This window comes from Pseudoalteromonas aquimarina (assembly GCF_049257255.1).
In the GTDB taxonomy this organism is placed as follows: domain Bacteria; phylum Pseudomonadota; class Gammaproteobacteria; order Enterobacterales; family Alteromonadaceae; genus Pseudoalteromonas.
In genome coordinates, this window is sequence record NZ_JBMMUG010000001.1 from 601,833 (window position 1) to 615,261 (window position 13,429).

Annotated in this window: 12 protein-coding genes; 9 read left to right on the top strand and 3 right to left on the bottom strand. The window is 39.6% G+C overall.

Annotation, left to right across the window (positions count from 1 at the left end):
- Window positions 1–7 precede the first annotated feature (7 nt).
- From AAEU29_RS02770 to AAEU29_RS02795, 6 genes are read left to right on the top strand one after another with little or no spacing between them, the layout of a single operon-like run.
- Complete coding sequence (locus tag AAEU29_RS02770; RefSeq protein ID WP_421971956.1) at window positions 8–1,615, top strand: carboxyl transferase domain-containing protein; 1,608 nt, start codon at window positions 8–10, stop codon at window positions 1,613–1,615.
- Window positions 1,616–1,624: 9 nt separating this feature from the next.
- Window positions 1,625–2,392 carry an enoyl-CoA hydratase/isomerase family protein gene (locus AAEU29_RS02775; RefSeq protein WP_421971957.1) on the top strand — a complete coding sequence of 256 codons (768 nt, stop codon included), beginning with the start codon at window positions 1,625–1,627 and terminating at the stop codon, window positions 2,390–2,392.
- Between the two features lie 11 nt (window positions 2,393–2,403).
- The gene (locus tag AAEU29_RS02780) at window positions 2,404–4,365 is read left to right on the top strand and encodes an acetyl/propionyl/methylcrotonyl-CoA carboxylase subunit alpha (RefSeq protein ID WP_421971958.1); all 1,962 of its coding nucleotides are present in this window, start codon (window positions 2,404–2,406) and stop codon (window positions 4,363–4,365) included.
- Window positions 4,365–5,264, top strand: coding sequence for a hydroxymethylglutaryl-CoA lyase (locus tag AAEU29_RS02785; protein WP_421971959.1), 900 nt, complete (start codon window positions 4,365–4,367; stop codon window positions 5,262–5,264). The genes AAEU29_RS02780 and AAEU29_RS02785 overlap by 1 nt, the downstream gene beginning before the upstream one ends.
- Window positions 5,265–5,298: 34 nt before the next feature.
- The gene (locus AAEU29_RS02790; protein ID WP_421971960.1) at window positions 5,299–5,997 is read left to right on the top strand and encodes a CoA transferase subunit A; all 699 of its coding nucleotides are present in this window, start codon (window positions 5,299–5,301) and stop codon (window positions 5,995–5,997) included.
- 8 nt (window positions 5,998–6,005) lie between these two features.
- On the top strand, window positions 6,006–6,662 hold the full coding sequence (locus AAEU29_RS02795) for a CoA transferase subunit B (RefSeq protein ID WP_038641568.1): 657 nt from the start codon (window positions 6,006–6,008) through the stop codon (window positions 6,660–6,662).
- A 105-nt stretch (window positions 6,663–6,767) separates the two neighbouring features.
- Here the strand turns inward: AAEU29_RS02795 and AAEU29_RS02800 are convergent, their stop codons facing one another.
- Together AAEU29_RS02800 and AAEU29_RS02805 are read right to left on the bottom strand one after the other, a co-directional pair.
- Window positions 6,768–7,325 (bottom strand): LPXTG cell wall anchor domain-containing protein, encoded by a 558-nt coding sequence (locus AAEU29_RS02800; protein ID WP_421971961.1) that lies wholly within the window; start codon window positions 7,323–7,325, stop codon window positions 6,768–6,770.
- A gap of 14 nt (window positions 7,326–7,339) precedes the next feature.
- A complete protein-coding gene (locus AAEU29_RS02805) occupies window positions 7,340–8,014 on the bottom strand; it encodes a class D sortase (RefSeq protein ID WP_421971962.1) in 675 nt (224 codons plus the stop codon).
- Window positions 8,015–8,337: 323 nt separating this feature from the next.
- Between AAEU29_RS02805 and asnB the strand changes: the two genes are divergently transcribed.
- Window positions 8,338–9,999: an asparagine synthase B gene (asnB, locus tag AAEU29_RS02810; RefSeq protein ID WP_421971963.1), complete on the top strand. Its 1,662-nt coding sequence runs from the start codon at window positions 8,338–8,340 to the stop codon at window positions 9,997–9,999.
- Between the two features lie 67 nt (window positions 10,000–10,066).
- Here the strand turns inward: asnB and trhO are convergent, their stop codons facing one another.
- Window positions 10,067–11,050 (bottom strand): oxygen-dependent tRNA uridine(34) hydroxylase TrhO, encoded by a 984-nt coding sequence (gene trhO, locus AAEU29_RS02815; RefSeq protein ID WP_421971964.1) that lies wholly within the window; start codon window positions 11,048–11,050, stop codon window positions 10,067–10,069.
- 205 nt (window positions 11,051–11,255) lie between these two features.
- On the opposite strand from trhO, the gene AAEU29_RS02820 reads away from it, so the two are divergent.
- Window positions 11,256–12,587: a DEAD/DEAH box helicase gene (locus AAEU29_RS02820; RefSeq protein ID WP_421971965.1), complete on the top strand. Its 1,332-nt coding sequence runs from the start codon at window positions 11,256–11,258 to the stop codon at window positions 12,585–12,587.
- A complete protein-coding gene (locus AAEU29_RS02825; RefSeq protein ID WP_421971966.1) occupies window positions 12,587–13,423 on the top strand; it encodes a CvfB family protein in 837 nt (278 codons plus the stop codon). Before AAEU29_RS02820 ends, AAEU29_RS02825 begins: the two co-directional genes overlap by 1 nt.
- The last annotated feature ends 6 nt before the right edge of the window (window positions 13,424–13,429 follow it).

Here is a 13,429-nt window from a genome sequence, read left to right on the forward strand (position 1 = left end):
ATGTACCATGACCATATTAACTTCAAATATTAACCCGCTTGATTCTGACTTTTTAGCAAAAGCTGGATCAATGCAGCTACTGGTTGATGACTTAAAAGCTAAAACCAAAGAAATCACCCAAGGTGGTGGCGAAAGCCTAGTTGAACGTCATCGCAGCCGCGGTAAATTATTTGTCCGTGACCGTATAAATTGTCTATTAGACGAAGGTTCACCGTTTTTAGAAGTATCTCAATTTGCAGCTTTTGGCGTGTATCCAGAGCAAATCCCATGTGCCGGCGTAGTCGCAGGCATTGGTCGCGTTAAAGGCGTTGAATGTATGATAATCGCAAACGACGCAACGGTTAAAGGCGGTACCTACTTCCCTATTACGGTAAAAAAACACCTACGCGCACAAGAAATTGCAGAGCGTTGTCATTTACCGTGTATTTATCTTGTTGATTCAGGCGGTGCTAATCTGCCTGAGCAAGATGAGGTATTCCCAGATAAACTGCACTTTGGCCGTATTTTCTATAACCAAAGCCGTATGTCAGCTAAAGGTATTCCGCAAATTGCTGTGGTAATGGGCTTATGTACCGCAGGTGGCGCTTATGTGCCAGCAATGGCAGATGAAAGTATTATCGTAAAAGAGCAAGGCACCATCTTTTTAGCAGGTCCACCTCTTGTAAAAGCTGCAACAGGTGAAGAAGTATCAGCCGAAGAACTTGGCGGCGCAGATGTACACTGTAAAACATCTGGTGTTGCCGATCACTACGCTGAAAATGATGAGCATGCCCTGTCAATTGCACGCCAATGTGTATCGCGTTTAAACCATACACGCCCTACGGCACCAATTTTAACAAATTTCAAAGCGCCTCGTTATGATGCGAAAGAAATTTACGGCATTGTAGGTACGGACCTTAAAAAACCATTTGATGTTCGTGAAGTGATTGCCCGTGTTGTGGATGATTCATCGTTTGATGAATTTAAACAATATTTTGGCGAAACATTAGTTACTGGCTTTGCTGAGATTTTTGGTATGCCTGTAGGTATTGTTGCTAACAACGGTATTCTTTTCTCAGAATCAGCGCAAAAAGGCGCGCATTTTATTCAGCTTTGTGCCCAGCGCAATATTCCATTGGTGTTTTTACAAAATATTACCGGCTTTATGGTGGGTAAAAAATACGAAGCTGAAGGCATCGCGAAACACGGTGCGAAAATGGTAACAGCTGTAAGCTGCGCCGATGTGCCAAAATTCACCATTTTAATTGGTGGTTCGTATGGCGCTGGTAACTACGGCATGTGTGGCCGCGCATTTGAACCAACCATGATGTGGATGTGGCCTAATGCCCGTATTTCAGTAATGGGTGGTGAACAAGCCGCCGGCGTATTAACCCAAGTAAAACAAGATGGTTTAAAGCGCAAAGGCCTTGCAATGAGCGACGATGAAGTTGCAGCATTCAAAAAGCCTATTATTGCGCAGTATGAAGAACAAGGTCATCCGTATTATGCCAGTGCACGATTATGGGATGACGGCATCATCGACCCTGCTGAAACACGAAACGTACTCGGACTTGCTTTAAGTGCAGCTAAAAATGCGCCAGAGCAAGAATCGAAGTTCGGCGTATTTAGAATGTAGGAGTAAGTGATGTCTGTAACCTTAACAATAACAAAACAAAAAGTTGCGACCCTTACAATTGAACGCAGCGAAGTACATAACGCATTTGACGCACACACCATTGCACAACTAATTCAACAAATTGAATATGCCAACACATTGGATATTCGCGCGTTAATTTTAAAAGGCGAAGGCAAGCATTTTAGTGCTGGTGCTGATTTAAACTGGATGAAATCCATGGTGTCCAATACGTTTGAAGATAACGTCGCGGATTCAATGGAACTTGCCCGTTTAATGCAAGTACTGTTTGAAACCAAAGTGCCTACCCTCTGTTTAGTGCAAGGCGCGGCTTTTGGTGGTGCCCTAGGTTTAATCGCCTGCTGTGATATTGCTGTGGCTGATGAAAAAGCGAAATTTTGCCTAAGCGAAGTAAAACTTGGCCTTATTCCAGCAGTTATAAGCCCATATGTAATTAATGCAATTGGTGAGCGACAAGCGCGCCGTTATTTCCAAACGGCTGAAGTATTCTTTGCCGATAAAGCACTTGCCCTTGGTTTAGTTCATGAAGTATCAGATTCACCAGAAGATACACTCGACACCCTACTTCATGCGATTTTACAAAATGGACCTGAGGCTACAAAGCAAGCAAAACAGTTAATTTGTGATATAGCAAACAAACCGATTGATAACGATTTACGACAACTGACCGCAGAGCGTATTGCCCAAATTCGTGTATCGGATGAAGGACAAGAAGGTCTTCAAGCCTTTTTTGATAAACGCAAACCAAGCTGGCAATAGAGAGCATCACCATGATTAATAAACTTTTAATAGCAAACCGCGGTGAAATTGCGTGTCGTATTATCAAAACAGCACGTCGTTTAGGCATTAAAACTGTTGCGGTTTATTCTGACGCTGATATTCATGCAGAGCATGTAAAAGCAGCGGATGAAGCCTACCATATTGGCGCAGCACCAAGCCGTGAATCGTATTTAGATGGCGATAAAATTATTAATGTTGCACTTAAAGCTGGCGTAAATGCAATTCACCCAGGCTATGGCTTTTTATCAGAAAATACGCATTTTGCTGATAAGTGCGAGCAAAATAATATTATTTTTATCGGCCCAAGCAGTGAAGCAATTAACGCAATGGGGTCAAAATCACGCTCAAAAGAGCTGATGTTTGAAGCCAATGTGCCGCTTGTACCAGGTTACTATGGTGAAAACCAAGACCCAGCCTTTTTACTTGCAGAAGCGGAAAAAGTGGGTTTTCCAGTTTTAATTAAAGCGACCTATGGCGGTGGCGGTAAAGGCATGCGTGTGGTACGCGATAGCGCATCATTTAACAAAGAGTTAGAAGGTGCAAAGCGTGAGGCACTTGCTGGCTTTGGCAACGATAAAGTTCTGATTGAACGCTATGTTGAGGCGCCTCGTCACGTAGAAGTACAAGTGTTTGCAGATAATTTTGGTAACTGTATTTATTTAGGTGATCGCGACTGTACACTACAACGTCGTCATCAAAAAGTGATTGAAGAAGCCCCTGCGCCAGGTTTAAGCGCAGAGCTTCGAAAAGAAATGGGAGAAGCGGCGGTACGCTGCGCTAAAAAAATTAACTATAAAGGCGCAGGTACCGTTGAATTCTTATTGTGTGGCGATGAATTCTTCTTTATGGAGATGAATACACGCTTGCAAGTAGAACATCCTGTTACAGAGTGTGTGGTGGGTCAAGATTTAGTAGAATGGCAATTAGCCGTTGCTAGTAACGAGCCGCTACCGCTAGAGCAAGACCAAGTAGTGATCTCTGGCCATGCTTTCGAAGCACGTATCTACGCAGAAGAGCCAAATGATGACTTTATGCCATCTTCGGGTGTATTAACGCTATTTGATATGCCAAATGAGCATGCAAGTGATCTTTCAGCGGTAAGAATCGATACGGGTGTTATTGAAGGTTCTGAAATTTCCGCATTTTACGATCCTATGATTGCAAAACTGATTGTACACGGTGCCAATCGCAAAGTTGCGCTGCGCCAGCTATCACTTGCGCTTGAGAAAACTGCAATTTCCGGTGTTGCGACTAATGTAAGCTTTTTGCATACCTTAGCAAATCACCCAAGTTTTATCGAAAGCCCAACTAGCACCCATTTTATTGATGATCACATTAGTGAGCTAACGCAAAAAGATGAACAAGAACAGACTCTGCAATTACTAATGGCAGCGCTTGTTTATATTAATGCAAATACGTGTCAAACAAGTCCATCGCCTTGGAATACACTCACCGCATTTAGCTTAAATGCCAGTAATCATTACATTTTGCCATTTATTGATTTTAATCTTGAATGTCAGCGTAATAACGATGCTATGACCTTGGTTTACGATAATGAACACTTTGCAGTAAATGCCGATTTTAACGGTAATAACCTCACCGCATTTATCAACGGTGAAAAACACACGGCGAAGTTTGTATTAGATGAGCAGTCTATTGCGATTATGCACAATGGTAACACCCACCAGTTTGCTTTAAAAAGTAAGCACTATGTGGCTGAAAAGCAAAACGATGGTAATAGTTTACAAGCACCACTTAATGGTACCGTAGTCAAGCAAGTGGCAAGCGTTGGCGATAACCTTAAACAGGGTGATGCAGTTATCATTATTGAAGCGATGAAAATGGAATACACCTTAACGGCACCATTTGATGGGCAGTTAAGCCAATTCTATTTTGCTGAGGGCGACCTTGTATCGCACGGTGACCTACTTGCTAAAGTTGAGGAAGCGTAATGCAACCAAAGTTTGTAAAAGTAGTTGAAGTAGGCGCTCGTGATGGCTTGCAAAATGAAAGTTCAGTTTCAACACAAGATAAAGTATTACTGATTAACGCGCTTGCAAAAGCTGGTGTTAAGCATCTCGAAGCCGGAGCATTTGTGTCACCCAAATGGGTGCCACAAATGGCGGATTCTAGCGACGTATTAGGCCAAATTGATAAAAGTTTACTGGCTACATTCAGTGCGCTTACACCTAATTTAAAAGGCGCTGAGCTTGCATTTAATGCAGGTGCAAATGAATTTGCCATATTCACGGCGGCAAGCGAAGCCTTTACACAAAAAAACATTAATTGTTCGATTGATGAATCTATTGCACGTTTTCAACCTGTGATGGATTTTGCTAAGCAACATAACATTCCGGTACGCGGTTATGTGTCGTGTGTGATGGGTTGCCCCTACGATGGTGATGTTAGCCTTGATACTGTTGTAAAAGTAACCAAAAAGCTTTTATCTATGGGCTGCTACGAAGTATCACTTGGAGACACCATAGGTGTTGGCACACCTCAATCTACCGAACAATTATTAAACGCCCTGCTTGAGCAAGTATCAGCTGACAAGTTAGCTGTACACTTTCACGATACTTACGGCCAAGCACTTGCTAACGTTTATACCGCACTTAATATGGGCATTAAAACAGTGGACAGCGCAGTTGCTGGCCTTGGTGGCTGCCCTTATGCCGCTGGTGCGTCAGGAAATCTTGCCACTGAGGATTTAATTTATATGCTCAATGGACTTGGCATTGAGCATGGAATTGATTTAGAAATGCTAGCTCAAGCAGGTTGGCAAATTAGTGAAGCATTAAATAAACAACCAACAAGTAAAGTTTCAATGGCATTAAAAGCCAAACTAACTTAACCGATTTCTCGCCCTACTCGTTCAGGAGATTTTTATGGCAGGTTTTAATAAGGTCGTCGACAATTATCAAGACGCACTTGAAGGTATTAAAGACGGCGATACTGTTATCGCAGGCGGATTTGGCTTATGTGGTATTCCAGAGGGCTTAATCGCAGAAATTAAGCGCAGGAAAACCACTGATCTTACTGTGGTTTCAAATAACTGTGGTGTAGATGATTTTGGCTTAGGTATTTTATTACACGATAAACAAATTAAAAAAATTATCGCATCATACGTTGGTGAAAACGCGACTTTTGAACAGCAGTTACTTAATGGTGAAATTGAAGTTGAGCTCACGCCACAAGGAACGCTTGCTGAGAAAATGCGTGCTGGCGGTGCGGGTATCCCTGCATTTTATACAGCAACGGGTTACGGTACACCTGTAGCTGAAGGCAAAGAAGTCAAAGAATTTGATGGCCGCCCGTATATTCTTGAAGAGTCAATTACTGGTGAATTTGCCATTGTTAAAGCATGGAAAGCAGATCGCTACGGTAACTTAGTGTTTCGTCACACGGCTATGAACTTTAACCCAATGGCTGCAACGGCAGGTAAAATTACCGTTGCTGAAGTGGAAGAGATTGTTGAACCAGGTGAACTATCACCAAGCGAAATCCATACCCCAGGTATTTATGTTAATCGCGTGATTAAAGGTAACTTTGAAAAACGCATCGAACGTGTAACTACAAAAGACTAGGAGGCAACATGGCGTTATCAAGAGAACAAGTTGCAATGCGTGTTGCACAAGAACTACAAGACGGTTATTACGTTAATTTAGGTATTGGTATTCCGACCTTAGTTGCCAACTATGTACCCGATGGAATGGAAGTAATGCTTCAGTCTGAAAATGGTTTATTAGGTATGGGGCCATACCCTACTCGAGACCAAGTTGACGCGGATATGATCAACGCGGGTAAAGAAACCGTTACAGCAGCCACAGGTGCGGCAATATTTAATAGTGCCGAAAGCTTTGCAATGATCCGTGGTGGTCATGTAGATTTAACAGTACTTGGTGCCTTTGAGGTTGATCAACAAGGAAATATTGCTTCTTGGATGATCCCTAAAAAGCTTGTTAAAGGCATGGGTGGTGCAATGGATTTAGTTGCAGGTGCAAAAAATATTGTTGTTACCATGACCCACGCCAATAAGCACGGTGAATCAAAGTTACTTGAATCATGTACGTTACCACTGACAGGTGTAAACTGCGTTAAGAAAATCGTAACTGATTTAGCTGTGTTAGAAGTAAAAGACGGTGCATTTTATTTATTAGAGCGCGCACCCGGTGTAAGTGTTGATGAAATTATCAGTAAAACGGCTGGTAAGTTAATCGTTGAAGGTGATATTCCTGAAATGACAGTGTAAACCGCTTACACAGTAACAGTTCCTCATTCCCGGTGTAATGAACACTGAGAAACCCAACAAAAACCCCTCAATTGAGGGGTTTTTTCTTATCTAAAAAGTATATTCTTAGTTTGAATTTCTACGCATTGTTAGAAGACCACCAACTAATAATAACAGGCCACCAAACACTGCTGGTAAGTGTTGGTTGCTAGCTGTTTTTGGCAGTTCCTCAGGCTCTTCAACTATCACAATTTCTTCTACTGGCGCTGTTTCTTCTTCATCAATTGACACAAATGCCCAGCGATCATGTGGTACATATACCGTAATATCTTGGTAAGGTGCTAATTCAGCCCAAGTAATTTTTTCACCTTCATAGGTGCTAACTTTAAGATTTTTACTTGGCTTAATACGGTGAACTTTACCTAGTTTGTCATCATCTAAACGAAGTTGTAAACGAGTACGACCTAGCTGGTCTGTTTTCCCAATATGCGCTACTACTTTTGTAAATGATTCACCGTTACGTTCAACAACACCTTTACAAGCTTGTTGAATTTCAGGGTATACATTAGTAACTGAAGATGCATAAATAACATCGCTACATTGTTTATCGTTTGCAAAAGCAGCACCTGAACTTAATAAAATGCCTGCACCTACGATACTTGCTAGCTTGTTTCTATTCATCATTATTCTCCATAATATCAATTTAAGGGGTTTGCCATCACAATAAAACGCTCAGGAGCATCCCCTAAAAAATAAAAGGGATAGCACGTAACAAGCGTTAGTTGTTTTGACGGTGTAAAGCGCAATACATCCACATTATTTGGCTTTACGATTTTGGTTTGAAAAACTGTGTACAATTCAGTGCCACTATTAGTTTGAACGCTAATTGTGTCGCCTATCTGAACATCTTTTAACGATCTAAACCAAGAGTCACGATGTCCGGCAATGCCTATATTGCCATCTGGTTCATCAAAAAAAGCGGTATGTGATACCCAACCAGCACCTCTGTCCATATTGTCATCACTAGCACCTTGGAAAATTGGTACTTTCATAGATAAACGTTCAATTTCCATAATGGCAATTGGCGCTTCGCTTTTAGATAGTTTTTGGTATTTGTCTTTTGCGGATTTTGACCAAAGAGAAAAATTAGCTGGTGTTGCGTCAAGTTTAAGCTGAGTATCAACAGTCAGCGTATCCGTTTTTGTACTCTTTGTGTCTGTTTGCGTGTAATTTTGTGATTTATGGAATTGTGCAATATCCATTTCTGCTTGAGCAGACTTGATAAGTTGTGAAAAACCATAATGGCCAAGGATAACTACCCCAGCTAGCCAAAATACTCTTTCAATATATAAGTGAAATTTCCTTTTAATCACTTTAATTTACACTCGCTTATGTTCCTAAAACCTATCCTGATAATAAATAAGTTTAATGTCAATGTTATTGCATAAAATAACTCTAAAACTTGATCTTGATTAAAAATCACCAGCGATTAACGAATTCTCAATTATTTAATCAATTATCGTGGTTTTTATTAATTATATTCATCTTTAAGCTCATTTTATTGATGAATTAAAATCAAAGTTGATTGTTTGTTATAAATTGTTCATTTTGATGTGACTTCTGCTTTTGAGTTTGATACAAATAAATTAACAAACTTATCCAAGATAAGTAATTTGAAAAGAATGAGGAAGTTATTATGTGTTCAATTTTTGGCGTATTAGATATCAGAACAGATGCAGCGCAATTGCGTTCGCAAGCAATCGAAATGTCGAAGTTATTACGTCACCGCGGTCCTGATTGGTCTGGTGTATATTCATCTGAAAAAGCTATTTTAGTGCATGAACGTTTGGCGATTGTGGGTGTTTCAAGTGGTGCACAACCACTATACAACCCTGAGAAAACAAATGTACTCGCAGTAAATGGTGAAATTTATAACCATAAACAACTTAAACAAGAGTTAGCTGTTGATTTCGAGTTTCAGACAGAATCAGATTGTGAAGTGTTACTTGCGCTTTACAAGCAAAAAGGCCCTGAGTTTTTAGATGACTTAAACGGAATTTTCGCCTTTTGCTTATATGATGAAGAAAAAGATGCTTATTTAATCGGCCGTGATCACATTGGTATCATCCCACTTTATACCGGTCGTGATGAGCATGGTAACTTTTATGTTGCCTCTGAGATGAAGGCATTAGCGCCAATTTGTAAAACCATTGAGGAATTTCCTCCAGGTCATTACTTATGGAGCCAAGATGGCGTAATCCGTCCATATTACGCTCGTGATTGGCAAAGTTATGATGCAGTAAAAGACAATGAAGCAAAAGCAAGTGATGTTAAAGAAGGTTTAGAAGCCGCTGTAAAGCGTCAATTGATGTGTGATGTACCGTATGGTGTTTTACTATCAGGTGGTTTAGATTCATCTGTTATTTCAGCAATTACGCAAATGTATGCTGCAAAGCGTGTTGAAGACAATGATGAATCAAAAGCATGGTGGCCGCAATTACACTCATTTTCAATTGGTTTAGAGGGTTCACCTGATTTAGCTGCGGCACAAAAAGTTGCAGACGCTATTGGCACTGTTCACCACCCTATTACCTTTACAATTCAACAAGGAATAGATGCGCTCAAAGAGGTTATTTATCATATTGAAACATATGATGTAACTACAATTCGAGCATCTACGCCGATGTACTTAATGGCACGTTATATTAAAGCGATGGGCATTAAAATGGTACTTTCTGGCGAAGGTGCAGATGAATTATTTGGCGGCTACTTGTATTTCCATAAAGCGCCAAATGCAAAAGAATTTCATGACGAGCTTAACCGTAAAGTAAGCAAATTACATCAGTTTGATTGTCTACGTGCAAACAAATCAATGGCAGCTTGGGGTGTAGAAGCACGTGTCCCATTCTTGGATAAAGAATTTGTAGATACGGCAATGCGTATTAACCCTGAAGGTAAAATGTGTAAAGACGGTAAAATTGAAAAACACATTATTCGTGAAGCATTTGATGGCTATTTACCAGATGAAGTATTATGGCGTCAAAAAGAACAGTTTTCTGATGGGGTTGGTTATAGCTGGATTGATACCTTAAAAGAACATGTAGAATCAATTGTGTCTGACCAAATGATGGAAGCTGCAGCGTTCAAATACCCAATTAATACACCACTAACAAAAGAAGCTTATTATTATCGCTCTTTATTCGAAGAACACTTCCCGGGTGATGCTGCAGCTAAAACTGTTCCTTATGGTAAGTCTGTTGCGTGTTCTACAGAAGCAGCTTTAGAGTGGGATGAGTCATTTAAAAATAACGCAGATCCATCAGGACGAGCAGCAGGTGTTCATAACAAAGCTTACTAGTTATTTAATTAAATCATTTAGAAAATAAAAAACCGGCAATAAGCCGGTTTTTCTTTAAAACGACGTTTTAAGCGTTTTCTGATTGCGCTTTTTTACGTGCTGCTTTTTCTGCTTTGCGTTTCGCAATAGTTTCTTGTGCTTCATTGCCAATATGGCCTTCACCACGGGCTTTTGCCAGTTCTATTTGCTTTTGGCGCTCAGCAAAACGCTCGCGCTGTTCATCACTAACTGTGTCAATACAATGATGACACGACAACCCTTCTTGGTATGAATCAAGCTGTTTTTCTTCTTCAGTAATTGGCATTCGACATGCGTGGCATTGATCATATGAACCTTTATTTAAGTCATGATCTACCGCTACACGGTTATCGAACACAAAGCATTCACCTTTCCACATGGTTTCTTCTTTTGGTACTTCTTCTAAGTACTTAAGAATACCGCCTTCAAGATGATAAACTTCTTCAAAACCCTGCTCTTTCATATAGGCAGTTGATTTTTCACAGCGGATTCCACCGGTACAAAACATAGCAACTTTTTTATTCTTGCTAGGGTCGAGGTTTTTCTCTGCCCATTCAGGAAATTCTCTGAATGTTTTGGTTTTAGGGTCTACTGCATTTTCAAACGTACCAATTTCAATTTCGTAATCGTTACGGGTATCAACTAAAACAACATCTGGATCCGAAATTAAGGCATTCCAGTCTTGTGGTTTTACATAAGTACCAACCACTTTTTTAGGGTCAATACCTTGAACACCCATAGTCACAATTTCTTTTTTCAGCTTTACTTTTGTACGGTAGAAAGGACATTCATCGTCGAAAGATTCTTTAGATACAATATTATCAAGGCCTGGTTGCTTATCTAACCAAGAAAGTAATGCATCAATCCCTTCTCTTTTTGCAGCAACGGTACCGTTAATACCTTCTTCGGCTAAAAGTAACGTTCCACGAACATTATTTTGTTCCATTGTATTTAATAACGGTTGACGTAATTCTTTGTAGTTAGGCAAAGATACGAATTTATAAAGGGCACACACGACGTATTGTTGAGACATAATAAACCTAATGTTTAGCTTTAAATAATAACCGGAACGTAAATCCGGCGCCAAAATGGGTCGCTATTGTATCAGAAACGGTGTTAGGTTCAATTGCATTGACTATAATTTGCACAGCTAAAATACGTTATTAGCTATGTTTTTGTCTTTCATGTAAAATATAGCTTTAATTTTTTGCCACAAACGCATTAGTGGAGAGACACATTTGTCCTTTGTAGATCTTGGCGTTGATAAACGCATCGCAAGTCAACTTTCACACATTGGTATTTCAACACCAACAGAAATTCAGCAACAAGCAATTCCAGTTGCAATCGCAGGTCATGACTTACTTGCTCAATCTAAAACAGGTTCAGGTAAAACATTTGCTTTCTTATTACCGGCAATTACCCGATTGAGTAAACAAAAAGCCCTAAGTAAACGCGATCCTCGCGCTTTAATCATTACGCCAACACGCGAACTTGCAAATCAGGTATATAAACAACTTACGTTGATTATTGCTGGCACCGCATTAAAAGCGGCTAAAATTGTCGGTGGTGATAACTATAATGATCAAGTTAAAGCATTGCGCAAAGATCCACAATTTGTGGTGGCGACCCCAGGCCGTTTATGTGACCATCTTGATGATAAAAATTTCTACTTAGAAGGTCTTGAACTTCTTATTTTAGATGAAGCTGATCGTGTATTAGAACTTGGCTTTAAAGAACAAATTGAACGCATTAATGAGGCTGCTAATCATCGTCTTAGACAAACACTGTTTTTTTCTGCAACGTTAGAGCATGCAGAGGTAGATGCCCTATCGCGTAATTTATTAAAAAATCCTAAGCGTGTAACCATTGACGCAAGTACGCAAGAGCATAAAGACATTACACAAAAATTCTATTTAGCTGACCACCTAGACCACAAAATTGAATTATTAAAAGCAGCGACAAAACAAGCTGAATCTGGTCAGCAAATTATTTTTACTGCAACACGAGAAGATACCGTCAAACTTTCTGAATTATTAGAAGAAACGGGCTTTAAAACGTTAGCTTTGTCTGGTGATATGGCCCAAAGTAAGCGTACTTCGATTATGGATTCGTTTTCACGCGGTCATGCTCAAATATTGGTTACAACTGATGTGGCCTCTCGTGGTCTTGATCTATTAAACGTATCTCAAGTTATAAATTTTGATTTACCAAAACAAGCTGAAGAATATGTTCATCGTATTGGTCGTACTGGACGTGCAGGTTTTAAAGGTACGGCATTATCTTTAGTAAGTGCAAAAGATTGGCAAAGCTTTAAAGCAATTGAAAGTTATTTAAACAGACGGATTGGTTTTTCTGAATTAGCAGGGCTTGTAGGTAAATTTAAAGGTTTTAAAGATAAATCAGAAACTGTTAAAGATACGAAAAAAGTAAATCACAACAAAAAGAAAGCAAATACCAAAAAGACATACAACAAACCAAGAAAAGCAAAACCGGCTAAGGCAATACCTGCGCCGTTTGATGTTGATGGTGTCGCGCCACTAAAACGCCGCAAAATAAAGGATGATGAATAATGAGCATTCAACTTGGAAAAATTAACAATCTTGTTGTAAGTGAAATTGCTTATGAAGGTGCTTATTTAACTGATCATCAAGGCAATGGGGAAGTTTTTTTAAAGAAAGAGGAATTGCCTGAAGGCTTAAGCGCAAAACAATCTATAGATGTGTTTGTTTATGAAGAGCAAGGTAATTTAACTGCAACAACTAAAACTCCTATTGCTCAACTAGGTGATTTTGCACTTCTTCAAGTAACATCTATCAATAAGATTGGTGCTTTTGTCGATTTAGGTATTGGTAAAGAATTGCTTGTGCCCTTTAATGAACAAAAACCAAAATTTGAATTATCGAGATCTTATCTTGTAAAACTATATTTAGATAAAGCATCACAACGTTTATGTGGTTCATCAAATTTAAATAAATTTGTAAAACCAGAATCTTCGGGATTTAAAAAGTCGCAAGAAGTATCAATTATTGTTGCAGGGCGAACTGATCTTGGGTTCAAAGTGATTGTTAATAACGAGTTTTGGGGCATGGTGTTTACTGATCAAGTTTTCAAACCTCTTTTTATCGGCCAAAAGCTACAAGCCTATGTTGCAAAGGTGCGAGAAGATGGAAAGTTAGATATCCGTCTATCTAAGCCTGGTGTTGCAGGTTCAAATGAATTATCGGATGTTGTTTATGAAAAACTAGTTTCAGAGAATGGCGTGATCCATCTTGGTGATAAATCCGATCCTGTCGCCATAAAAAAAATGTTTGGTTGCAGTAAAGCCAATTTTAAACGCGCCATTGGTCACTTGTTTAAAGAAGGAAAAATAGACCTAGCGGCAACAAAGATTAGTTTAATAAAGTAAAAAAGG